Origin of the sequence: Streptomyces dengpaensis (assembly GCF_002946835.1) — a bacterium.
GTDB lineage: Bacteria > Actinomycetota > Actinomycetes > Streptomycetales > Streptomycetaceae > Streptomyces > Streptomyces dengpaensis.
The window spans coordinates 1281394-1304821 of sequence record NZ_CP026652.1 but is presented as its reverse complement, the minus strand read 5'-3'; the positions used below and the strand labels follow the sequence as shown (position 1 = coordinate 1304821).

The 23428-nt window shown below is 68.7% G+C and carries 21 protein-coding genes and 2 pseudogenes; 10 read left to right on the top strand and 13 right to left on the bottom strand.

The annotated features are described in order from the left end of the window. The first annotated feature begins 162 nt into the window (after positions 1–162). Genes C4B68_RS05935 through C4B68_RS05925 form a run of 3 tightly spaced genes read left to right on the top strand, consistent with a single transcriptional unit; the run spans position 163 to position 3862 of the window. On the top strand, positions 163–1653 hold the full coding sequence (locus C4B68_RS05935) for an NAD-dependent succinate-semialdehyde dehydrogenase (protein WP_099502848.1): 1491 nt from the start codon (positions 163–165) through the stop codon (positions 1651–1653). Next, complete coding sequence (locus C4B68_RS05930; RefSeq protein WP_099502846.1) at positions 1650–2888, top strand: iron-containing alcohol dehydrogenase; 1239 nt, start codon at positions 1650–1652, stop codon at positions 2886–2888. The genes C4B68_RS05935 and C4B68_RS05930 overlap by 4 nt, the downstream gene beginning before the upstream one ends. After that, entirely contained in the window at positions 2876–3862 is a 987-nt protein-coding gene (locus tag C4B68_RS05925) for a 3-hydroxyacyl-CoA dehydrogenase (protein ID WP_306511384.1), read from the top strand. Before C4B68_RS05930 ends, C4B68_RS05925 begins: the two co-directional genes overlap by 13 nt. Before the next feature lie 115 nt (positions 3863–3977). Here the strand turns inward: C4B68_RS05925 and C4B68_RS44645 are convergent. Further along, a pseudogene (locus C4B68_RS44645) lies at positions 3978–4067 on the bottom strand (SAM-dependent methyltransferase); the annotation flags it as partial. Between the two features lie 117 nt (positions 4068–4184). Between C4B68_RS44645 and C4B68_RS05915 the strand changes: the two are divergent. From C4B68_RS05915 to C4B68_RS42995, 4 genes are all read left to right on the top strand, one after another. Beyond that, positions 4185–5114 (top strand): aldo/keto reductase, encoded by a 930-nt coding sequence (locus C4B68_RS05915; protein WP_099502844.1) that lies wholly within the window; start codon positions 4185–4187, stop codon positions 5112–5114. A gap of 276 nt (positions 5115–5390) precedes the next feature. Further along, entirely contained in the window at positions 5391–5732 is a 342-nt protein-coding gene (locus C4B68_RS05910; RefSeq protein WP_099502842.1) for a hypothetical protein, read from the top strand. Between the two features lie 176 nt (positions 5733–5908). Next, positions 5909–7093, top strand: a complete 1185-nt coding sequence (locus C4B68_RS05905) for a DnaJ C-terminal domain-containing protein (RefSeq protein ID WP_104879960.1) — start codon at positions 5909–5911, stop codon at positions 7091–7093. A 119-nt stretch (positions 7094–7212) separates the two neighbouring features. After that, complete coding sequence (locus C4B68_RS42995; RefSeq protein ID WP_373682237.1) at positions 7213–7491, top strand: transposase; 279 nt, start codon at positions 7213–7215, stop codon at positions 7489–7491. Between the two features lie 251 nt (positions 7492–7742). Here C4B68_RS42995 and C4B68_RS41755 read toward each other — a convergent pair whose 3' ends face one another. Beyond that, positions 7743–8036, bottom strand: coding sequence for a hypothetical protein (locus C4B68_RS41755; protein WP_167458938.1), 294 nt, complete (start codon positions 8034–8036; stop codon positions 7743–7745). Between C4B68_RS41755 and C4B68_RS44640 the strand changes: the two genes are divergently transcribed. Continuing rightward, positions 7992–8822: a PIN domain-containing protein gene (locus C4B68_RS44640; RefSeq protein WP_373682236.1), complete on the top strand. Its 831-nt coding sequence runs from the start codon at positions 7992–7994 to the stop codon at positions 8820–8822. The genes C4B68_RS41755 and C4B68_RS44640 overlap by 45 nt on opposite strands. Before the next feature lie 822 nt (positions 8823–9644). After that, the gene (locus C4B68_RS05890; RefSeq protein ID WP_099502839.1) at positions 9645–10184 is read left to right on the top strand and encodes a manganese efflux pump MntP; all 540 of its coding nucleotides are present in this window, start codon (positions 9645–9647) and stop codon (positions 10182–10184) included. A 3-nt stretch (positions 10185–10187) separates the two neighbouring features. On the opposite strand, the gene pqqE is transcribed toward C4B68_RS05890, so the two are convergent. From pqqE to C4B68_RS41750, 11 genes and pseudogenes are all read right to left on the bottom strand, one after another. Beyond that, positions 10188–11324, bottom strand: a complete 1137-nt coding sequence (gene pqqE / locus C4B68_RS05885; RefSeq protein ID WP_099502838.1) for a pyrroloquinoline quinone biosynthesis protein PqqE — start codon at positions 11322–11324, stop codon at positions 10188–10190. After that, entirely contained in the window at positions 11317–11646 is a 330-nt protein-coding gene (gene pqqD / locus C4B68_RS05880) for a pyrroloquinoline quinone biosynthesis peptide chaperone PqqD (RefSeq protein WP_099502903.1), read from the bottom strand. Before pqqD ends, pqqE begins: the two co-directional genes overlap by 8 nt. A 5-nt stretch (positions 11647–11651) precedes the next feature. Then, positions 11652–12350 (bottom strand): pyrroloquinoline-quinone synthase PqqC, encoded by a 699-nt coding sequence (pqqC, locus tag C4B68_RS05875; protein ID WP_099502836.1) that lies wholly within the window; start codon positions 12348–12350, stop codon positions 11652–11654. Between the two features lie 15 nt (positions 12351–12365). Continuing rightward, positions 12366–13256, bottom strand: a complete 891-nt coding sequence (gene pqqB, locus C4B68_RS05870; RefSeq protein WP_099502834.1) for a pyrroloquinoline quinone biosynthesis protein PqqB — start codon at positions 13254–13256, stop codon at positions 12366–12368. 108 nt (positions 13257–13364) lie between these two features. Further along, positions 13365–13460, bottom strand: a complete 96-nt coding sequence (gene pqqA / locus C4B68_RS05865) for a pyrroloquinoline quinone precursor peptide PqqA (protein WP_099502832.1) — start codon at positions 13458–13460, stop codon at positions 13365–13367. A 47-nt stretch (positions 13461–13507) separates the two neighbouring features. Beyond that, positions 13508–15208: a PQQ-dependent dehydrogenase, methanol/ethanol family gene (locus C4B68_RS05860; protein ID WP_099502830.1), complete on the bottom strand. Its 1701-nt coding sequence runs from the start codon at positions 15206–15208 to the stop codon at positions 13508–13510. A 25-nt stretch (positions 15209–15233) separates the two neighbouring features. Next, complete coding sequence (locus tag C4B68_RS05855) at positions 15234–15695, bottom strand: MSMEG_3727 family PQQ-associated protein (RefSeq protein WP_099502828.1); 462 nt, start codon at positions 15693–15695, stop codon at positions 15234–15236. A 326-nt stretch (positions 15696–16021) separates the two neighbouring features. Then, the gene (gene katG / locus C4B68_RS05850) at positions 16022–18262 is read right to left on the bottom strand and encodes a catalase/peroxidase HPI (RefSeq protein ID WP_099502826.1); all 2241 of its coding nucleotides are present in this window, start codon (positions 18260–18262) and stop codon (positions 16022–16024) included. Positions 18263–18303: 41 nt separating this feature from the next. Next, positions 18304–19278 carry a DNA-binding protein gene (locus tag C4B68_RS05845; protein ID WP_240634194.1) on the bottom strand — a complete coding sequence of 325 codons (975 nt, stop codon included), beginning with the start codon at positions 19276–19278 and terminating at the stop codon, positions 18304–18306. A gap of 786 nt (positions 19279–20064) precedes the next feature. After that, positions 20065–20901 (bottom strand): annotated as a pseudogene (locus tag C4B68_RS05840) (RNA repair domain-containing protein); the annotation flags it as partial. A 19-nt stretch (positions 20902–20920) separates the two neighbouring features. Then, entirely contained in the window at positions 20921–21064 is a 144-nt protein-coding gene (locus tag C4B68_RS41750) for a hypothetical protein (RefSeq protein ID WP_167459016.1), read from the bottom strand. Positions 21065–21177: 113 nt separating this feature from the next. Between C4B68_RS41750 and C4B68_RS05835 the strand changes: the two genes are divergently transcribed. Next, complete coding sequence (locus tag C4B68_RS05835; RefSeq protein ID WP_099502901.1) at positions 21178–23376, top strand: hypothetical protein; 2199 nt, start codon at positions 21178–21180, stop codon at positions 23374–23376. Positions 23377–23428: the final 52 nt, after the last annotated feature.

Sequence of the window (23428 nt, the reverse complement as noted above, 5' to 3'; positions counted from 1 at the left end):
AAATCGATGCACCAGACCGGATCCGGCACTTTGGCCCGTAGCGTAATACGAGATGACGGTAATACGACACCGCGGGAACGTGCCGTGCCGTAACGGCGGCAGCTCCACCCGAGCCGGTTGGCTGCCGCCGCACCGCTCCCGCCGAAAGAGGAGGACCCTTCCATGACGACACCGACCGCGCCGGTCACCGCACAGGTCCGCGGACGGGAGATACCCGTCGATTTGTACATCGACGGTGCGTGGACCCACGCAGCCGAGACGTTCTCGGTCGTCAACCCCGCCAACGGCCGGACGATCGCCGAGGTCGCCGACGGCACGGTGGAGCAGTCACGCGCCGCGCTCGACGCGGCCGTCGCCGCCCAGGACGCCTGGCGGCATGTGCTTCCGCGCGAGCGTGCCGATCTGTTCCACCGCGCGCACCGGCTGCTCCTGGAGCGTGCCGACGACATCGTCGAGACCATGACGCTGGAGAGCGGCAAGCCGCTGGGCGAGGCCCGGGGCGAGTTCCAGCTCTCGGTCGACTTCTTCCTCTGGTACGCCGAGCAGATCGCCCACCTCCACGGCACCTACGCGCACGGCTCCCGAGGCGCCTACCGCGTCGTCACCACCCACCAGCCCGTCGGCCCCTGCCTGCTCATCACTCCGTGGAACTTCCCGCTGCTGATGATTGCCCGCAAGGCCGGCGCGGCGCTCGCCGCCGGATGCACCGTCGTGGTGAAGTCCGCGAAGGAGACCCCGCTGACCTGCGCGCTGTTCGTACAGGCGCTGCACGACGCCGGTTTCCCGGCGGGTGTGGTCAACCTCGTCCACACCACGACCTCGTCCAAGGTGTCGGCGGCGCTCATGGCGGACAGCCGGCTGCGCAAGGTGAGCTTCACCGGCTCCACCGGTGTGGGCAGCACCCTGCTGAGCCAGGCCGCCGCGAACATCACCAACGCCTCGATGGAACTCGGCGGCGACGGCCCGTTCATCGTGCTCGACGACGCCGACCTGGACCTGGCGGCCGAGCAGGCGATCGTGTGCAAGTTCCGCAACGCCGGCCAGGCGTGTGTCGCGGCCAACCGGATCATCGTCGACAGCAGTGTCGCTGAGGAGTTCACGGCCAAGTTCGTCGCGCTGACCGAGAAGCTGAAGGTCGGCGACGGCTTCGATCCGGCCACCGAGGTCGGCCCGATCATCTCGGCCCGCCAGCGCGACACCGTCAAGGAACTCGTAGACGGCTTCTCCAAGATCGGCGCGACCCTGCTGACCGGCGGCAAGGAGGTGCCGGGCGACGGATTCTTCTTCGAGCCGACCGTCTTCTCCGTGACCGAGGCCGATGACGACCTGTGCCACCAGGAGCTGTTCGCCCCCATCGCGACGATCTACACCGTCGACTCGGCCGCCGAGGCGGTCAAGGTCGCCAACGACACCACGTACGGGCTCGCCGCGTACGTGTTCACCCGCAACGTGGACCGCGCCATCGCCGTGAGTGAGCGCCTCGACTTCGGCATGGTCGGCATCAACCGCGGCATCATGGCCGACCCCGCTGCCGCGTTCGGCGGCATCAAGGCTTCCGGCCTCGGCCGCGAAGGCGGACACGAGGCGATCTACGAGTTCCTCGAACCCAAGTACCTCGCCATCACCGTGAACGAGACGGAGGCAGGCCTGTGACCGCGTGCGTCGGCTCCCTCGGCGTCCTCCGCCAGCCCAAGACCGTCATTTTCGGCCCCGGCGAACGGCGCCACCTGCCCCATCTCCTGGGCGAGATCGGACGCCACGTCCTCGTCGTCACCGACGCCCGCATGGCACAGGTGAGCGAGTTCAAGGACATGGTGACCGCCATCGAAGGACAAGGGATCACGGTCTCAGTGTTCTCCGAGGCCGAACCGGACCTGCCCCGCGAGAACGTACTCACCGTCGTCGACCGGTACGGCGACGCCGACGTGGACGCCCTGCTCGCCGTCGGCGGCGGATCCTGCCTCGACCTGGCGAAGGTGTCTGCCGCCGTCCTCGCCCACGGCGGCGACGTCCGCGACTACTACGGCGAGTTCCTCGTCCCCGGCCCCGGGCTACCGGTCATCACCGTACCCACCACTGCCGGCACCGGCGCCGAAGTCACCTGCATCTCGGTCGTCTTCGACCAGGACAAGGGCATGAAGATCGGCGTGGCCAGCCCCCACCTGGAGGCGTACGCCGCCGTCATCGACCCCGAACTCACGGTCTCCTGCCCGCCGGCACTCACCGCGGCCACGGCAGCGGACGCGCTGACCCACCTGGTCGAGACATTCACCGACCGCGTCAAAGATGTGACCCCCGACTTCCTGGCCAACCACCTCTACATCGGCAAGAACCCGCTGACCGACATCTTCTGCCGCAGCGGCCTGACCCTGCTCAACTCGTCCCTGGCGGGCGTGGTCGCCGACCCGACCGACATCGAGGCACGCTCCGCGACCATGCTGGCCGCGTACAACGCGGGCATGGCCATCAACACCGCCGGCACCGCTGCGGCGCACGCGATCCAGTCCCCGATCGGTGCACTGACCCACACCTCGCACGGATTCGGCGTCGGAGCGCTTCTGCCGTACGTGATGCGCTTCAACCTGCCGACCCGGATCGCGGAATTCGCCGAGATCGGTACGCTGCTCGGCGCTGCGGACCCCGAGTCGACGGTGTTGGATCAGGCGAAGGCCGGCATCTCCCGCATCGAGGCGCTGCTGGAGACCGTCGGCTGTCCGACCGACCTGAAGACGCTCGGCCTGGACCCAAAAGACTTCTCCTACGTGGCCGACCAGGCGATGCTCGCGACCCGCCTGACGGCCAACAACCCGCGCGACCTCACCCACGAGTCCGTGATCGAGATCCTCCAGCGTGGCTACGACAACGACCGCACCTGGTGGTCGGTGTGACGAGCACAGATGTTGAGCCGGCGCATGGCCCGACGGAGCCGGTCGCCATCGCCGGCGCCGGCTCCATCGGGGTCGCCTTCGCGATCGTCTTCGCGAGGGCCGGGCACGAGGTCCGGCTGTGGGATCCGTACCCGGCGGCTCTGGAGCGAGCCAACGATGAACTCTTGGACCGCCTCGACCAGTTGTCCGTGCACGGCCTCGTAGAGACTCCGAGCGCGGTGAGTGAGCGGGTGACGTTCGCTCGCGAATTGGCGGAGGCGGTCGAGGGGGTGGCGCTGGTGCAGGAATGCGCCCCGGAGCGGGTGGGGGTCAAGCAGGATTTGATCCGGAGTGCGGCCCAGAGCGCGCCTGCTGAAGCGGTGTTCGCCAGCTCAAGCTCAGCGATACGTCCCAGTCTGATCGCAGCGGACCTGCCCGAAGGGCTGGGGGAGCGGATCCTGATCGGCCACCCCGGCAACCCGCCGTACCTCATCCCGGTGATTGAGCTCGTCCCCTCACCCAGCACCGCTACATGGGCCGTCGAGCGCGCTCGCACCGTCTACACCGGTGCGGGGCTACGCCCGATCACGGTCAACCATGAACCGGAAGGCTTCGTGTTCAACCGTCTCCAAGGCGCGATACTCCGTGAGGCCTACTGCCTGGTCCGCGACGGGGTAGCGACCGTCGACGAGATCGACGAAGTCGTCCGCAGCGGTCTGGGGCGCCGATGGAGCCTCATCGGCCCGTTCGAGACCGTGGACCTCAACACCCGCGGCGGCCTTGAATCACACGCGGAGAAGATGGGCCCCGCGTATGCGCGAATGGGCGCCGAGCGCGGGCAGAACGACCAGTGGACGCCGGACTTGGTGTCGACCGCGGTACGCCAGCGTCGCACTCTCTTGCCGCTGGACCGATGGGAAGAGCGGGTTCGCTGGCGGGATGAGCAGCTCATGCGGCTGACGCCACTGTGGGAGGACATCCGTGGCACATCCTGAGCGGGCTCCAGTTACCGCTCAGCACATTTGATCGGATTGGACGGGGATCCTGATCGAGGGGCGTCCTGATCGGTGATCCCGGGGCGACCGGCGGGCAACCCGGGAGTGCTCGGGATCAGATGCGGCGGGCGGCCCAGACGGTGCGCTCGGTGCGTATCGCCAGGTCGTCGCGGCGCAGGATGCTGTGCGGGCTGGCGGTGTCGAGTGGGCAGGTCCCTGCTGAACAATCTTGATCATCGACTCGGTGCTGGATGGATTGGGCCTGCGATCGTCATGCGGGGGTCGCTCGCGCTCCGTCAGCACGCTCGGACAGGATGGTCCCATGAAAATGATCTCCTTCCCCCAGACCGAACTGCGCGCGTCGAACGTCGTCCTGGGGCTGATGCGCATCGCCGAACTAGCAGATGACGACATCCGCACCCTCTACGGCAGCGCCCGGGACGCCGGGATCAACACCTTCGACCACGCGGACATCTACGGCCCCTCCCGCCACGCGTGCGAAGCGCGGTTCGGGCAGGCCATCAAACTCTCTGCTGCGGAGCGGGAGTCGATCGTCATCCAGAGCAAGGTCGGCATCCGGTCCGGCTTCTTCGACTTCTCCAAAGAGCACATCGTGCGCACCGTCGACGAGTCGCTGGCGGCCCTGCGCACCGAGTACCTCGACGTGCTCCTGCTGCACCGGCCCGACACCCTCGTGGAGCCGGAGGAGGTGGCCGCGGCCTTCGACGAGCTCCACTCGGCCGGGAAGGTCGAGAACTTCGGCGTTTCCAACCACACACCGGGACAGATCGAACTGCTTAAGACGGCGGTGCGCCAACCGCTGGTGGCCAACCAGGTGCAGCTGAGTATCACCCACTGCCCGATGATCGCCTCGGGAATCGCCGCCAACATGGCCGATCTCGGTCAGTCGGTCGACCGCGACAACGGCCTGCTCGACTACTCACGCCTCCGGGGAATGACCGTGCAGGCGTGGTCGCCGTTCCAGAAGGGGTTCTTCGACGGGGTCTTCATCGGTGACCTCGAGAACTATCCGGAACTGAACGCCGTCCTCGACGAGTTGGCCGCGAAGTACGATGTGACTCCCACCGGGATCGCCGTCGCGTGGATCACTCGCCATCCGGCGAACATGCAGGTAGTACTCGGGACCACCAACCCAGGTCGGGTGGCCGAGTCGGCGGCGGGCTCGGAGCTCCCGTTGACCCGTGAGGAGTGGTATCGACTCTTCCGCGTGGCCGGCCACATCGTGCCCTAGCCTGCGCGTTTCGCTTAGCATGCTGTCCGGATCTTGATCGGGAAAGCGAAAGTGCCTTCTGAATTGGAAGATGAGGCTTGTCGAAGGTCTCTGTCATCACAGCGGGAAGGCACTTTCTCCTTGCACACTACCGGGTCACGCCCCCAGGCTTGTTGCCTCGGCCGACGGTCGCGGGGTGGTCAACCACGCCGGATCCCTGTGGGGTGCCGAAAAGGCACGCATAGCAGTTGACCGGGCACTTTGCACTCCGGTCCGGTGATGGCAGCCTCGGGCTGTATGGCGCTGCGCATGCTCTACCTGATCTTCATCCGGCTCCTCGGACTCCTGGGCGTCGAGCGGGGGTTCCTTCTTCCGGGCGGCGGCGGGGAGCGCGTCGAGTTTCTTCCGCGCCGCTTCCCTGTCTCTCTGCGCCTCGTTGATCCATTGGGTGACGACGGCGGGGTCGGCTCCGGCTTCGAAGGCGGCCTGGTAGCGGGCGAGTCGGCGTTCGCAGTCCTTGATCGCCTGGCGTGCTTGAGCCTGCTCACGTCGTCCAGATCTTGGCCATGGAGACCGATGGGCGACTACCGGCCTTACCCGCTGGCCCCTTCGTCCCGAACGCGATCGGGCGTTCCCTGACCGTGGTTGGGGACCGCTGTCATGGCCGTTTGACTCCTATCCGCGTGGGATGTCTTGTCGGCCAGGACCACATCCGGCCGGGTGCGGGGCCTTCCACGGCGTTCGCAGTGCCCAATGCAACCGCCGTAGGCCAGGATGTGTCTGTCCAACGGAGGGCTTCGTGAAGGAAGGGCCTGATGGCGGTGACCGGCGGTCGGGGTTACGGGAGTTATGCCGCTCTTGTCTTCGGCGTGGTGCTGTTCTGCTGGGGGCTGTCGCCCTTCCTGACGGACGGCGTGGACTGCGGCGGACAGCGGATGAACGAGTCCGACAAGTGCGTGACCACGACCGTGAACGCGAACCATGTCAACAGCCACACCTCCGACCTCGCGGAACAGCGCAGTGCGAACCGGCGCTTGGGAGTACTCGGGATGGCCGTCGGCGGGGCGATAGTCCTCGGCTCCTGCTACATAATCCGCCTCCAGGTGCGGGCGCGGCGCGAAGAGCGGCCTTTTCGTCTTCAAGTCGTCGAACAGCGCGGCCGTTTCGCGCGACTGAGGTCGAGACGGCACGACGAACCGCGGCACATCCGCGGGGTGGTGCGGCTGAGCCCCACGGAAGCCGCAGCCGGCACGACAAAGACGGTGGAGTACCGGGCCCGGGTGCGCTGCGATTACTGCCATGGAACCGGCAAGGACGGCCAGAAACGCTGCCGTGTCTGCGGGGGAAGCGGGCTGACCAGGCGCGCCCCGCAGTCGGTGACGATCCGGGTCCCCGCCGGAACCCGGGACAAGAGCATCGTACGCGTACGCGGCAAGGGCGTACCGGGCCGCTATCCGAGGCCGTCGGGTGACCTGCTGCTGTCCGTGCGGCTGGTCTCCCAGGACGGGGGAAGCAACGAAAGGGGACACACCGGCGGCGGACGCAAGGACGGCAGGGCCCAGGACGGCGTACGGGCGCAGGAGGGATGGGCGTCACCGCGGCCGGCGCCCGCGCGGGAACCGGCCGCACAGGGATCGACCGGTTCGGCGGCAGGTCCCGTCACCGTGACCGGAAAAGGCGTCCGCTTCACGGCCGGACCCACGGGATTTCTGGTACAGCAGGAGCGCAGGTCGGCCGCCGGAGGCCGGAACTGGGTGGACTATGTGGAGCTGTCCTGGCCGGACATCGCCGACCTGGGCTTCGACAGCGACCGGCACGACCCCGTCGTCGCGCTGTACGCGGTCCGCGCGGCCGGTGGTCGTCAGCACGTCGTGGATTCCCGTTCCTTCAGCACGGCCCAGTGGCAGGACGTGGCCAAGGGCGTCGAGCGTCTGAGCGGAGGGCGGATCACCCTCGACCTCAGCCGGCGCGACCTCCCGGGCGGCCTGCGCGACTCCTGATCGTGACCAAGGCGGCCGACTCCTCACGGGTCGCCGCCGCGAGCAACCCTGTCGAGAACCACACGATCAGTACTGCGGGGCGCTGGGCAAGACCGCGAAACTGTCAGGTGGCCCCGAGCGTGCACCTGGTCACCGACGTCGCCTCCTGCCCGGTGGACTGGCGGCTGTTCCTGCCCGTCGAGTGGGACCGGGCCGCCGCGCCCGCCGAGGAGGCCGACCGGGTGGACCGACGCCGCCGGGCCCGCATCCCCGACGCGGTGGGGCACGTGCCGAAGTGGCAGCTGGCCCTGGACATGGTCGACGAGCTGCGCTGCTGGGGCCTGGACCCGCCGCTGGTGGTGGCCGACGCCTTCCGCGAGGGGCTGACCGAGCATCGCGTATGGGGTGGTGCGCTCTGATACCGCGGTGCTGCCCGAGCAGGCGGTGCGGACCGCCCCGGCATGGTCGGGCACCGGCCGGAAGCCGTGCCCCGTTACCGGCAGGCGCCCACCGCAGTGCGGGAGTTGGTCCTGGGCGCCGGGCGCGATCTCGTCGCCCGCATGCACGACCTGGGTGCGTCCGTCGGCGACAGGGAGGCCGCGGTCGCTGGAGCCCTACGACACGCCCGACGCAGGATCGGGTTAGACAAGGCGAATCGGACACCCGCCGGTCACTCAGCGTGGATGTTCGGCCGGACCTCCACGATGATGTCCGCGTCCGCCTCGTCGCCCTCCTCGTCACACCAGAGGAGGACCCGCACGTGCCTCGCCCGGGAAAGGCCGCGCATCTTCCACTCGGTCATCAGGTCGGCGACGACGAGGGCGACGGCGTATTGGGGGCCCTCGCTCGAATCATCGGCGGTGATCGCGCCCCGCCACCGTTCGGAATCGCTGCCGTAAGGGCGCCATCCCTCCGAGCCGTGCGGCTCGAAGACCCGGTACACCCAATCCGTCTCGGTGCCCATAGCACCGATCCTGTCACTGCAAGGAGTCCCCTGCGCCGTATCGGATCGACGCCCGCCGAGCGCGGGTCGACCGGCTACAACAACTGCCCCGACGTCCTGGAGCTGGACGACGGCGAATTCCTCGTCAGCGGGGAGCGGCTCGGCGCCGGACATGCTCTGGTGCCGCAGCGTCATCCCGAGCACGAGGTGGCGCGCAGGGCGTTTCGCGAGGCGTCGGCGACGGTGATCTCGCCACTGGTGTTCGCCGAGATCGAGCACATCATCACGCGCAACGTCGACCGCAAGACCGCGCACGTGGTGCAGGACTGGCTGCTGCAGCAGGAGCGGTCCATGCGCGTCCTGGTACCGGAGGTGTCCGCCGCCGCGTTGCGTACCGCGCGGACCGTCCAGGACCGGTACGCGGAGCTGAAGCTGGATCTCGCGGATTCGGTGAACGTCGTTCTGGCCGGACAGTACGAGACGGACACCGTGCTCACCCTCGACAGGCGGGACTTCCGCGCCATCCGCCCACTGACCCGGCACCCCGCGTTCCGGCTCCCGCTGCTTGCTGCTGGCACCGAGGCCACGGTGGTCGAGCGCCTGGCCGCGGCCCTGCGCCCGGGCGGTCTGATCGTCGCCGGCTTCGGCCTGGACGAGGCCCACCTGCCGGTGCCGCCCAGCATCACCCTGCCAGAGTACGACGACTGCTGCGCTGCGGTTGGCCTCACCATCGTCGACCGCTTCGCCACCTGGGACGCTGCCCCTTACGACGGCGGCGGCTATGCCGTCAGCGTCCACCGCCGGTGAGGCTCTGCGGGACATCTTGATCACCGCGCCCGCCCCGCGTCCAGCAGCTTCTCCGGGCAGTCCGCGAACAGCCAACTGGAGCGGTTGGCAACCAGTTCTCACGAGGAGATGGTGGGACCACCCGGAGGATCTTGCATCCGGAACCGCCCTTGCGGGATCACGACCGTATCGTTAGCGGTCAACTCGCCCCTCGGACACAACCACTGACGATACGCAGATGAGGGCCTCGACCCGGTGGTCGGGGTCCTCGTTGTGTGTTCGTGGGTGACGGTGATGCCCAGGGCGTCGTAGAGTGGCCCTTTCTCGTCGGCGTTGACTGCGTGGATGCACTGTGCAATGTGCCCATTACTCTCAGCCATCTCCCGGGTTGTTGCGTTGGCGCCTCGGCGACCGGCACCCGAACTGATTACCGAATCAGAACGGCTCGAGCGGTCGTGATCAACTCGGCGGCATCCTCCAGGAATACGCGCATAGAATTTGACCTGCGCGGGCTCAGTAATCGGCACCGCACGACGGTCGAATGTTGAAAGGGCGAACGACAATCGTGAATTCCGTGAGTCCATTGTACGGCCGCCGACTCGTCCGGGTCGGCTCCTGGCTCCGGCGGATTTCCGTCGATGCGGGAGTGTTTCCGGGAGCGGGCCGTCGCGAGGTGGCGATTCCGCGGGCCATCGTCGGGTGAATAGTGTCGAGAATCTTCGAGAAATCGGCTTGCCGGATTTATTCCGCGGACCGTCCGAGATATCATGTCGTCATGGCCGACCCTAGTCTAGGCAGCGTCGTTCCTGCCCGCGTCGGTCTTCATCGGGCAGCGACGCCGTCATGATCTGGGAAATACTGGGCCTGGGTTTTGTACTCAGTCTCGATAATTTCCGGGTATCGATCGCTCTCGGCACCGTCCCATTCGGTCTGAAGCGCGCGGTGCAGGTCGCACTGACCTTCGGGCTGTGGGACGCGATCATGCCCCTGGTCGGGCTGTTGATCGGTCGCCAGATCGGAGAGTCCGTCGGGGACGTTGCCGATTTGGTGGGCGCGACCGCGCTCGGTGGGTACGGTCTCTACCTTGTCATCTCGGCCCTTCGGAACCCCGAGCCGGACGAGTTGGACCACCCGTGGGTGCTGTTCGGCATCCCTTTGACGCTGAGCCTGGACAACCTGTTCGCCGGGGCGAGCCTGGGGATCCTCGGGCTCTCGCCGTGGTTCTCGGCCGCCGTCTTCGGCGTCATGACGGCGGTGATGTCGCTGATCGGGCTGCGGCTCGGGCGGGCCGCGGCGCGCCTCATCCGGATCCGCTCGGACCTGCTGAGCGGAGTCGCCTTGATCGTCGCCGCTGTGGCGCTGCCGTTTGTGTTCGGCGGCTAGCCCTCACTCAACCCCGGGAGCGGGCCGGTCCGCTCCACCCGGTTGGCGGGCCGGCCGGCGAACCCGGTGCGGGCGGGGGATAAGCGGAAGATCGTCGGCCCGCGAGTCGGCGTTGGCGGCCTCGACCGCCCGGGCGACCAGGTCGTGGTCGGGCGACAGATGGCAGACCGGGTCGGTGCGGGCGGCGTCGCCGGTGAGCAGGAACGCCTGGCAGCGGCACCCGCCGAAGTCCAGCTCCCGCCGGGGGCAACTCCGGCAGGGCTCCGGCATCCAGTCCGTCCCCCGGAACGCGGTCATCACCGGTGACTCGGCCCAGATCCACGCCAGCGGGTCCTCCCGCACGCTGGCCCGCGGCAACGGCAGGGACTGGGCGGCCGGGCAGGGCAGGACGTCGCCGTTCGGCGTCACGGTCAGCTGCCGGGAGGCCCATCCACCCATGCAGGGCTTCGGGTAGGTGCTGTAGTAGTCGGGGATGACGTAGATGACGTCCATGCGGTCCCGCAGCCGGTCCCGGGCGGCCCGCACGACGACCTCGGCCGCCTCGAGCTGGGCCCGGCTCGGCAGCAGCGCGGCACGGTTCCGCCAGGCCCAGCCGTAGTACTGGGTGTTGGCCAGCTCCACCCGGTCCGCGCCCACCTCCTCGGCCAGCCCGAGCACCTCGGCGACGCGGTCGATGTTGTACCGGTGCAGCACCACGTTCACGGTGAGCGGCCAGCCCAACTCCTTGACCAGGCCCATCGCCTCGATCTTGCGTCGGAAGGACGGGGTCCCGGCGATCCGGTCGGACAGGGCCGGCTCGTCGGCCTGGATGCTGATCTGCACGTGGTCCAGGCCGGCGGTCCGCAGTTGCTCGGCCCTCGGACGCGAGAGCCCGAGGGCGCTGGTCACGAGGTTGGTGTAGAGGCCCAGATCGTGGGCGTCCGCCACGATCTCCACCAGGTCGCGCCGCAGCAGCGGTTCCCCGCCGGACAGATGGCACTGCAGAACCCCCAGGTCGCCGGCCTCGGCCAGTACCCGCCGCCACTCGTCCGTGGTCAGCTCGTCCTGGTACTCGGCCATGTTCAGCGGGTTCGAGCAGTACGAGCAGGCCAGCGGGCAGCGGTAGGTGAGCTCGGCGAGCAGGCCGAACGGGCTATCCATCGTCGAGCTCCACCCAGCGCCGGGCGACGAGCCGGCTCAGGAACTGCCGCACCTCGTCGTCCGGGACGGCCTGGTAGCGTGCGCCCAGCTCGGTCACGATCTCGGCCACGGTGTGCCGCCCATCGCACAGCTCGAGGATGTCCGCGCCGCTGCCGTTCAGAACCACCACCGTCTCGGGGTTCAGCAAGATCTGACGCTGCCTGGTCCGGCAGAAGGTCATCCGGACATGGCGCGCCAACCGGGGCCGGTCCGAGCCGGACACCCCGACGACGGATCGGGTCCTGGTGTTGGTCTGGGTCGTTCCGGTAGGGGTCGGGTCCATGGCGGTCACTCCGGGTAGGCCTGGTCGATGGCGTCCAGCAGGCTCCATAGGACGTCGCACTTGAACGACAGCGCGTCGACGGCGCGCGCCTGGGACTCGGCGGAGAGGCAGTGCGCAGTGACCACCTCGAGGGCGTGCTCGCAGTCGCGGGGGGCCTGCTCCAAGCGGGCGCGGAAGTAGGCGAGGCCCTCGGAGTCGATCCACGGGTACCACCGCTCGAACCCGGCCAGCCGCGCCGCCATCAGGTCGGGCGCGAACAGCTCAGTGAGCGAGGACGCCACCGCCTCCACCCACGGGCGGGTCCGGGCGAAGTTCACGTAGGCGTCGACGGCGAACCGCACGCCGGGTACCAGGTGCCGGTGGTCCAGGACCTCTTCGCGGGTCAGCCCGGTGGCCTCGCCGAGGCGCAGCCACGCCTCGATGCCGCCCTCGCCGGCGGCAGTGCCGTCGTGGTCGATGATCCGTCGGATCCAGCGGCGGCGGACCTCGAGGTCGGGGCAGTTGGAAAGGATCGCGGCGTCCTTGCGGGGGATGTTCTCCTGGTAGTAGAAGCGGTTGGCCACCCAGCCTCGGATCTGCCTGCGGCTCAGCTGGCCGGCGTTCATCCGGACGTGGAACGGGTGCTGGTCGTGGTACCGCCGCGAGTGGGCCCGCAACGTCTCGACGAAACCGTCGGCGCCGGTTCTCGTGGTTGTTGTCGTCACGGCCCTACACCTGCCCTACACCTGGACCTCGAGGCCGTCCATGGCCACCTCCATGCCGCTCTCCTCCACGATGCGCCGCTCGGGCGCGTCCTCCAGGAGGATCGGGTTGGTGTTGTTCATGTGCACGAAGATCGTCCGCCCCACGCACAGCGACGAGAGCTGGGCCAGGCTGCCGTCCGGGCCGTCGATGGGCAGGTGGCCCATCTCCCGGGACGTCCTGTCGGCCAGGCCGAGCCGTACGAGTTCGTCGTCGCGCCAGCAGGTCCCGTCGATCAGGAGGCATGCGCAACCCTCGACCTCCACGCGCAGCGCCGGCGTCAGCGATTGCACCCCTGGCAAGTACACCAGCGTCGCCCCGCTGCGCTCGTCGGTCAGCCGGTAGCCCACGACGCGGCCGTGGTCCACCCCGGCTCCGAACCGAGCGCGCTTGATGGTGGGCACGTCGAACGCCCGGCAGGACAGCCCGTCCGCCAGGGCAAGGCCGGCGCCGGGGATCACTGCCCGCCACTCGACCGGGCAGTAGCGCTCGAGCGTGCTCAGAATCCCCGAGCCGCCGGCACCCAGGATCTTGGGCACCGTCGGCGTGGCGTACAGCCGCAGGGCGCGGGCCTCGCGCAACAGAAGCAGTCCCAGCGTGTGGTCCAGCTCGGCGTCGGTGAGCAGCACCGCCTCCAGCGGCGTCGTCCGGTCCTCGTGCGGGTGCAGGCCGGGGAAGGCCTCGATCTGGGTGCGGGCGTCGGGCGAGGCGTTGATGAGGAACCAGCGGCGGCGGTCGGCGCTGACCGCGACCGACGACTGGGTGCGCGCGAGGCCGGCCCGGGAGCGGACCGCGGCGCACACCGAGCAGCCGCAGTTCCACTGCGGGGAGCCGCCCCCCGCCGCCGAGCCCAGCACTCGCAGCAACACGCGGGCACTCCGTTCATCGAAAATCCGGGTCCGTCGCAGGCCGGCCGTCTGTGGCCGTCCTGAGTGGTTGGAGGGCGCCGGACCAGGTCCGGCGCCGCCCCACGTCCGCTAGTCCTCCAACCGATCGAGGTACATGGTCACCTCGGCCGCGACTGTGATCTCCTCGAATTCGGGCGTCTCCCACACAGCGAGCTGAGACTCCATGGATTCACCTCCTCTCTGCCCGGATTGCGGCAGGCTCCGGTCACGCGCTACGACGATTCCGGAAGGGCGAAGACGATCAGGGCGCTTCCGTGCCCCGCGCCGAGCATGCCGGGAAGGAATCCCTCGGTCCACCCGCCCCAACCGACCGGCACGGCGATGTACTGCCTGCCGTCGACCATGTAGGTGGTCGGGCTGCTGTGGTGGCCGCTTCCGCACTGGAACTGCCACAGCAGCTCCCCTGTGCGGGCGTCGAGCGCGTTGAACTCCCCGGAGGGCTCACCGGCGAACACCAGGTCACCACCGGTGGCCAGCACCGAGGCGCACATCGGGAGTTCGTTGCGCCAGCGCCACTTCTCCTCGCCGGTGGCGTCGAAGGCGCTGATGGACCCCGCCATGTCCTCGATGTCCACCTGAACGCCCGCGCCCCAGTACGGAATGCTCTCCTTGAACTCCCGGCGCCGCCGGGTGGCCGTGGCACCGGTGTCCTGGACCGGGACGTAGAAGAGCCCGGTCTTGGGGCTGTAGGCCGCATGGGTCCATTCCTTGGCGCCGGCCGGACCCGGGTAGAAGTGGACCGGTTCTCCCTCCTTGTCCGGGTACACCTTGGCCGTCACCTGGCCGTCCCTCGTGATCGCCCCCCACGTGATGCGGTCCACGAAGGGAGTGATCTGGACCCTCGCGCCGTTGGTGCGATCAAGGACGAAGAAGTAGCCGTTCTTGTCGAAGTGCCCGAGCAGTTTGCGCCCGTCCTGCTCGAACAGGATGCACTCCGCGACGCTGTCGTAGTCCCATACGTCGTGCGGGGTGCACTGGTAGTGCCAGCGGATCTGACCGCTGTCCACATCGACGGCGATGACGCTGTCGGTGAAGAGGTTGTCGCCCTCGCGGACGCCTCCGTCAAAGTCGGGCGCCGGGTTGCCGGTGCCGACGTACAGCAGGTTCGTCTCCGGGTCGAAGCTGCTGGTGACCCAGCAGTTCGCCCCACCGCGTGCCCAGGCCTCGCTGTCGGCGGGCCAGGTCTCCGAGCCGGGCTCCCCGGGCTTCGGCACCGTGTAGCAGCGCCACTGGTGCTCGCCGCTGTCGAGGTCGAACGCGTCGAGGTGGCCGCGTACGCCGAACTCGCCGCCGGAACTCCCGACGATGACCATGTTCTTCACGACCAGGGGGGCGACCGTGGCGCTCTCCGCGGCCCGGACGTCTCCGTAGGTCCTCTCCCAGACCCGCTTGCCGGTGGTGGCGTCGAGCGCGAGCACACGAGCATTCGCCGTGACGAAGAAGACCTTCCCCTGAGCCACGGCGACCCCACGGTTCACGTTCCCGCAGCACAAGGACACGTCGAAGGGGACCGCATGCTTGTACCGCCAGATCTCCACACCCGTCTTCGCGTCAAGGGCCCAGACCCAGCCGTCCCAGCCGGAGAGGAACATGACCCCGTCGACGACGATGGGGGCGGCCTCGAACGAGTAGGTCGACGCGCCCGCGATCAGGCCGGTCGTTCCGGCCTGGAAGACCCATGCGGGGCCGATACGCTTGACGTTCTCCGTGTTGACCTGGTCCAGCGGGCTGTACCGCTGCCCGTTGTAGGCGCCGTAGTAGGTGAGCCAGTTCTGGGGTTCCTCGCGGGCATTGAGTATGCGCTCGTAGTTGACGCCGGCCACTACCGGCGGCGCGACGTCCCCGCCCGCGACCTTGCCGGTCAGGGTTCCCTGATCGACAGCCTCACCCGCGTCCACGTAGTCGACGGTCATTTACACCGCCTCCTCCTTCTTCTTCCTATGGCCGCGGCTGTTCGGGACGGTCGAGGCGAGCCTCCGGCGGAGCGTCCCCCAGGACGACGATGGCCCCGGTCAGCCCTCGGCCCTCGTCATTGCCCGTGGGCGAGCCGAACCAGTAGTAGCCCGGCCCGTCGAGGTTGAGGGTCGCCCGGCCTCGCGAATGGTTCACCAACCAGATGAACTTCCGGTCGCCATTGCTCGGCAGGAGCGCGCAGTGCGTGTTCAGGTCGTCATTGACGAGCTCGAGCTCGATATCGCCTTCATGAGGCATGACCAGAATAGAGGGATCCCAGGTCAGCTCATCAGGGTTGATACGAATGGTGGCCTGCAAGCGGCCATCCATTCCCTCATGGGCCTCCCCAATGCTTCCGGTTCCCAGCACTTGACCCAGCGCTGCTTTGTTCTGCGCGGCCAACCCGATCTTGTTGAGCAGTTCGGTTCGCTCCTGCGCGGTCGTCATTGGGGCTTCACTCCCCTCATCGCGAAATCTCTGTACCCACTTCGCATCGGCCGCGCGGACGGCGGCGGCACGTCGCGGCAGGTTGCACACCTCCGCTCGGGCAAAAATGTTCTCCGAATTGACCTCTGAATTACTTTTTTCGCATGGCCCGATACTGGGTGGCAATCCTTATTCAATAAGCACGCTACGCCGGATGAATAACATCGACAACGGTGAGCGCCGGTTCGGGTCGGCTCATGCCGTTCGTCCGCGACCAGCTACCGCTCGTACCGGATGTGCCACCGCTAGGAGAAGCCGGAAGCCGGCATCCGGGCCCCGAGGGAGGATCAAGCGAGGTCGTACCGATCGAGGTTCATGACCTTGTCCCACGCGGCGACGAAGTCCCGCACGAACTTCTCCCGTGCGTCGTCGCTCGCGTAGACCTCCGCGACGGCACGCAGTTCGGAGTTCGAGCCGAAGACGAGGTCGACGCGGCTACCGGTCCACTTGACCCCGCCGGTGGCGCGGTCGCGACCCTCGAAGGTCTCCGCGGTCGCGGATGTCGGCTTCCATTCCGTGCCCGTGTCGAGCAGATTCACGAAGAAGTCGTTGGTCAGCGCTCCGGGCGCCGAGGTGAAGACGCCCAGTGGCGACTGCTGGTAGTTGGCGTCCAGCACCCGCAGGCCCCCCACGAGGACGGTCATCTCGGGCGCGCTCAGGTTCAGCAGGTTCGCGCGGTCGACCAGCAGGTGCTCCGACGGCAGCCGGTTGCCCTTGCCGCGGTAGTTGCGGAACCCGTCCGCGGTCGGCTCGAGCGGGGCGAAGGACTCCGCATCGGTCCACTCCTGCGTGGCGTCCGTGCGCCCCGGAGTGAAGGGGACCTGGACGTCGTAGCCGGCGGTCTTGGCGGCCTGTTCGACGGCGGCGGCTCCGCCGAGCACGATGAGGTCGGCCAGCGAGATCTTCTTGTCCCCGGTCTGGGAGTTCTTGAAGGACTCCTGGATCCCCTCCAGGGTGCGCAGCACCTGTGCCAGCGTGTCGGGGTCGTTGACCTTCCAGCCCCGCTGCGGCTCGAGGCGGATGCGCGCGCCGTTCGCCCCGCCACGCTTGTCGCTGACGCGGAACGTCGAGGCCGACGCCCACGCGGTCGAGACGAGCTGCGAGACCGACAGTCCGGAGGCGAGGATCTGGCTCTTGAGCGCGGCGATGTCCGCCGCCCCGACGAGCTCGTGGTCCACGGCGGGGACCGGGTCCTGCCAGATCAGCGTCTCCCGGGGGACCAGCGGTCCGAGGTAGCGCTGGATCGGACCCATGTCGAGGTGCGTCAGCTTGAACCAGACCCGGGCGAACGCGTCCGCGAACTGGTCCGGGTTCTCCAGGAAGCGCCGCGAGATCGGCTCGTAGACCGGGTCCAACCGCAGCGCGAGGTCCGTCGTCAGAATCGTCGGGGAGTGTGTCGTGGACGGGTCGTGGGCGTCCGGCACGGTGCCGGCCCCGCCGCCGTCTCTCGGGATCCACTGCCACAGACCGGCGGGGCTCAGCTCCAGGTCCCACTCGTAGCCGAACAGGGTCTCGAAGAAGCTGTTGTCCCATCTTGTCGGGGTGGGTGTCCATGTACCCTCGAGCCCGCTGGAGATGGCGTCCGCGCCCTTTCCGGTGCCGAAGCTGCTCTTCCAGCCCAGGCCCTGCTCCTCGAGCGGGGCGCCCTCGGGTTCGGGGCCGAGGTAGGCGCCCGGGTCGGCCGCGCCGTGGGTCTTCCCGAACGTGTGGCCGCCCGCGATCAGCGCGACGGTCTCCTCGTCGTTCATCCCCATGCGCCGGAACGTCTCGCGGATGTCCCGGGCCGCGGTGAGCGGGTCCGGGACGGTGTTCGGTCCCTCCGGGTTGACGTAGATGAGGCCCATCTGGACGGCGGCCAGAGGGTTCTCCAGCTCCCGGACGCCGCCGTGACGTTGGTTGCCGAGCCAGGCCCGCTCGGGACCCCAGTAGATGTCCTCGTCGGGCTCCCAGACGTCCGCCCGGCCGCCGGCGAAGCCGAAGGTCGTAAAGCCCATCGTCTCCAGGGCGCGGTTGCCCGCGAAGATCATCAGGTCGGCCCAGGAAATCTTGCGGCCGTACTTCTTCTTCACCGGCCAGAGCAGTCGGCGTGCCTTGTCGAGGTTGCGATTGTCCGGCCAGCTGTTCAGCGGCGCGAAACGCTGCATGCCGGCGCCCGCGCCACCGCGGCCGTCGCCGATGCGGTACGTCCCGGCGCTATGCCACACCATCCGGATCACGAGCGGCCCGTAGTGGCCGAAGTCGGCCGGCCACCACTCCTGCGACGTCGTCAGCACCTCGTCGACATCCCGCGCCAGGGCGTCGAGGTCGAGCGTCCGGAACTCCGCGGCATAGTCGAAGTCCTCGCCCATGGGGTCGGCCATGGCGGGGTGCTTCCGGAGGATCGTCAGGTTGAGCCGGTTCGGCCACCAGTCGCGGTTGCTCGCGCCCCCCGTCGGGTGACTGCGATACCCGGCCGGGACAGCGAGGCCGAGGCCGCCCGCGCTCCCGACGTTCGTCTCGCCGACAACGGCGTCCGGACTGTCAGACACGGGAACTTTTCCTTCCGGGAACAGATGTTGTGGAAAGGAACTCAGATGTCCAGCGCGCGACGCACGGCCGGCGCGTTCCGCCGGGAAACCGGCACCATCCCGTTCGTCCGGTCATCCATGACCAGAGACAGCTCGCCCTTGAGCCCGCGCTCGATCTCCCGGATGCGGCTGAGGTTGACCACATACCGACGGTGCACCCGCAGGAAGCCGGCATCCGCCAGCTCACTGTCGAGCTTGTCCAGGCTCAGAGAGGCGGCTCGCAATCGCCCCTGATCGGTGGAGAGCCACACGTCTTTCCCCTGCGATTCAGCGAAGGAGACTTCCGGCAGCCGCAGCAGCACCATCCGGTTGTCGCGCATCGCGACCAGTCGGCGCGGCTGCACCCGAGGGCGCGCGGACCCCTCCGCCTGAGGCAACTGCACCCCGTCGGAGGCACCGAACGAGACCAGGTTCCCGATCAGGTGTCCGGACGAGAAGACGGGTCGGATGCTGATCGATGTCGGCTCGTCGGCGAGGTGGGCGAAGATCTGCGTCGAGCCGACCCAGTCAGGATTGTGAGCTGCCTGCCTGGCGGCATGCCGGGTGGCCGCGATCAATTCCGGCAGCCCGGCATGCCATCGCAGCGTCGGGTCGACCGCCGGGGTGGACGCCGGGACACCAAGGAGCACGCTTGCCATGTCGTCGGCGATCACCACCTTGCCCGCGGCGTCCACCGCGGCGAGCGCCGCACTGGAGCGTGCCCTGGCCTGGGTGTAGGCCGCGACCAACTCGGCGCCGCTGTCGCGGGCGCGCCTCTTCAGCTTGTACTGGATCATGGTGGCCGCGTTCGCCAGCCAGCTTCCCGCGTCGGCGGGAAGCTGGCTGCGCCAGGAGCAGATGTTCAGGACCGCGATCGGTTCCCTGGTCACCACGTCACGCACCGCGATGCCCTCGCAGACCCAGTTGTGGAACGCCTGGCACCAGTGCTCCGCACCCCTGATCGGCACCGGGCCGTACGCCTCGAGCGCCGTGCCCATGCCGTTCGTGCCGGCCGCGGACTCGGACCAGCAGAACCAGGGCGCCAGATTGGAGTCACCGGCTCTGACGAGCGTGGCTTGATCACCCCACTCGGCCAGGATCCGGCCAGTGGCATCCGTGACGGTAACGATGCCACCGAAGTTGCCCACTTCACGTGCCACGGAGGCGGCACGAAATCCCAGCTCAGCGAATACGACATCGTGCTCGGGCGTATGGTCGAGCTCCGCGACGGCTACCGGTGCCTCTGTGAGGTGAGGATCGACCCGGTACTCCTCTCGGCAGCGGTGCCAGGAGATCGCCACCAAAGGCCGGACACCCGGGACCTGATCCTCGCCCTGCACGAACCGTTCCCACGCCGCGAGAACGGTGCCGCTTCCCGGGTTCGCCGAGATGGGCTCAAGCCGATGTACATCTTTCATGGTTCAGAACCGCCCTTGGTCCATCCCCAACGCCCGACGGCGTGCGCGCGGTCCGCGCCGGTCGCCGCTCGTCGTGGCCTGGCCTACAGCGGACTGGGCGCTGTCGCGCGTCTTCCTGCTTCGTCACTCGTCCCAGGCTGTGTCACAGACCTGCACTCCCCACCCTAGGTTGCGGGTGCCGATAAATCATCCGCCCAGGTGGGTGCCGCCGGGGCGCCGCTGTATGTACTCGCGGTGATCGAGCACGCCGGCCGCGCACGCCAGGCTTGCCTCACCCGGCTATGTGCCTCACCTGTCGGTGATCTCGGAGAGCCAGGCCGTGTCCTCCGGGCCCGGCGCTTCGGGGCCGGGCGCGGGCAGCCGGCGGACCTCGCCCGTGCGCAGGGCGACCGTGGCCCGTGGCCGCATCGGCCCGTCGCCCCTGCGTGAGAGCAGGACGAGTTCCCAGACTGTCGCCGTCATGGCGTCGAGCCGGGTGGCGCAGTCCGCGGTGACTCGCCGCGGATCCCGGGTCCGGCCCAGGGACAGATGTGGGGTGAAGTTCTTGGCGGGCCCACGACAGCGCGGGAACCGCTGCTGCAGTACGCGGTGCAGGTCCGCCCACGGCGCCTCGCCGGCCGCCGTCGGGTCGAGCCACACCGTGAAGTACGCCCTGTGCCGGAAGGTGCGCACCCCGTCCATCCGGGCGGTGAAGACCGGCGTCTCGGCCGTCGCCGCGGCGAGCAGCGGGGCCGCCCGCTCGAAGTCGGACTCCGGCACGAAGCCGAAGAGCACATTGACGTGCGGCGGCCAGCGGTGGATCTGCGGATCGTAGTCCCGGCGGATGTCCTGGATCGGCGGCCACAGCTCCGCAGGCGGGATCCAGGCCACCGCCGTGCGGGCCGTCGGGGACACGTCGAGGACGCCGGCGGGCTCGCCCCCGCCGGAGCTCGTGTCGAAGCTCAGGTCCGCTTGCGGGTCCCGCACCCGGCCGGCGCCCGACGCGTCGATGCGGTCCACACCCGTGGCCCGGTCCCAGACCACCTCGCCGTCCGCCTCGATGAACACCACCCGGTGCCACGGGATGTCGCCCCCGGGCACGAAGGAAGGCAGCGGGATGCGTTTGAGGACATCCCCGCGCTGGCTGATCCCCAGCACGAACCGGGCCGGGTCGAACCGCGGGTCCCAGCGGACCCGGTGATAGATCTCGTCGCTGGTCCGCATCACGCCTCCTCTCCCGCCTTCACACCTTCTCTTCCTCCAGGGTGCCGCCCACCCTGTCCTCGGCGGTTGTTCCGCTCGCACCGCGACGCATCAGGCGGGTGCGCCTGACGGGGGAGGGCAGGGAGAACCGGTGCGCCTGCGTGGTGAGCACCCGCGGCGGCACTGCCGCACCTCTTCTAGGCGTCCTGTCGGTTCTGGACCTGCTTGTTCGTCACGGCCGGTAGCGTGGGCAACGAGACAGAGCCCTGCGAAAGACAAGAGCGGGAAACCATGCGGATGATCTTCAATCCCGCGGAGGAGAACGAGTACGAGGCGGTTTGTGCTCTTCTTGTCCACCGGTTCGAACAGTGGGCCTGGGAGAACGGGATCGACGCCGATCCGTTCGTCGTCGAAGCCGCGCTGGACTACCGCCATCTCGGTACGCCGGACGGCAGGCTGGGACTGTGGGACCAGCGGCACATCGAGGAGTTCCTGCTCGACTGGGTTCCGCGGACGGTGACCGTACTTCCCGACGAGGAGCCCGCCGATGCGCCGGGCACCCTGCGGTGCCTGCTGCGGTATCTGGACGCCGTCCATCTTGCCGATCCTCGAGGGGCGTCCCTGCCCGAGGTGCTGGAGGCCGTCGACGCGGTGGCGCCCCGCTATGCGGAGGCGATGACCGACCGCAGCCGCTGGGGCCTGGCGAAGTTCTGGATCACTACCGCCGCGGAGCGGGGCGTCGACGTCCACGACGAGCAGGCGTTGCAGGACTTCGTGGGGCGGGCACAGGGTGGCGAGGTGCCCTACGACCCGGAGGTGCTTCAGACCATCGTCGAGCGGCACATGCGGAGTTCCGGGCCCGTACGGTCCGAGCCGCAGCTCCCGGTCGCGCTCCCGGGCGACGACGTCCTGCGGGAGCAGGCCGGCCGGTCACCGGTCCTGCGGCAGCTGCGTGGCTTGGCCGAGTGGGCGGGGCGCGACCGCAGGACGCTTACCGGTTCCGGCAGGCTGCGTCTGTCAGATGCCCGGGAACTCGTGGAGCGGCTGGACACCGGAGATGACACGGACTCGGTCCGCTCGTCCGCGGACCTGCCGCGCCTCAACCTCCTTGTGGAGTGGGCGAAGACAGCCAGGCTGATACGAGTCGCCAAGGGGAGGCTGTACGCGGTGGCCAAGGCCGAGCCTGTGCTGAACGACCCGCTTGCACTGTGGCGGCGCGCGTTCGACGCGTTCCGCGAGCTGCCCAGCCCAGTGAGAGGCGGGCGCGGCGGCAGGTACGGAGTATCCGTGCTGTTCGGCGAGTACGACGTGTACGACGTCGTCCTGCCCGACGTACTGGCAACCCTCTACAGCCTGCCGTACCCCATGCCCTGGCCCCGGCTGCGGGACACCGTCAACCTCGCTTACCGCTCGAGTTCCCTGCTCGAGGTCTTGGCCACGGACTCCATCGGGTTCGGACAGGCCGATGACGATCTGCGCACCGTGCTGGGTGTTCTGGAGGACCTGGGGGCGATCGAGTGCCACCAGGGGATGGCCGACCCTGTCTTTGCGGATCTGGCGATGAGCGAGAACGACCTCGAGGGGTGGGCCGGAACACCGGCCGAGGACGATGACGACCTCGAGACGCCGTCCGGCATACTGCCGGGGATGCCGACCGGACTTGCCGGGCCGCTGGACGACGCGCTGCTGGACGAGACCCTGTCGGGTGACGCCCTGTTGGACGGCGCCCCGCCCGATGACGCCCTGTTGAGTGACGCTCTGTTGGATGACGAGGCCACCCAGCGGGCCCGGAAACTGAAGTCCGAACTGAACTCGGGCCCGGTCGAGTTGATCCGTCTCACTGACCTCGGAACGGACTCCGTGCGCCGTCGGCTGCTGGCCGAAGGCCGGGACGCACCCCTGATCGGCGAGCTTGCCCAGGCCGCGCCGGCCGGTTTGCTGGGCGTCCTCGCCGATCACTACGATCCGGAGTCCGCCCGGGCGGAGCTCACCGCGTGGATCGCCGTCCACGGCGACCGGTCCGCGGCGCTGGAGCAGCTCGTCCGCGCGGTGCGGACCATGCCGTTCCGTACCCGGGCCGAGGCCATGCTGGACGTCCTCGTCTCATCGCTCGACGACGGGGAGCTCCTGCTGCGAAGCCTGCGTTCGGACCCCTCGCTGGCTCCCACCGCGCTGAGCCTCCTGGCCCGCCGGGAGATTCTCACCCCCGAGGACCTCACGGAGCCGGAAAGCCTGCTCATGGTCGCTGAAAGCCTGTTGCAGCTCTGTGAGGCGACCGGTGCCGACGGGGTGAGGGAGGTACTACGCCAACAGGGTCGCGAGGCCGAAGAGGCCCTCCGGGCGGCTCTGGCCTCCGGTCACCCGGACCGAGAGGGCCTCGCGGACCTTCAGGCCCTCGCCGAGCGTGTGCCCTGGGAGCGCAAGGCCCACGTCGGCCTTGTTCAGCAGCGCGGCCACCGAAAGAACGGCAGACGGGGCGGCAAGCGGCGCCGCTGAGGACCTGGCGCTCCTGGCGCTCATGGGCGACGCACCAACTCCATTGACTGGG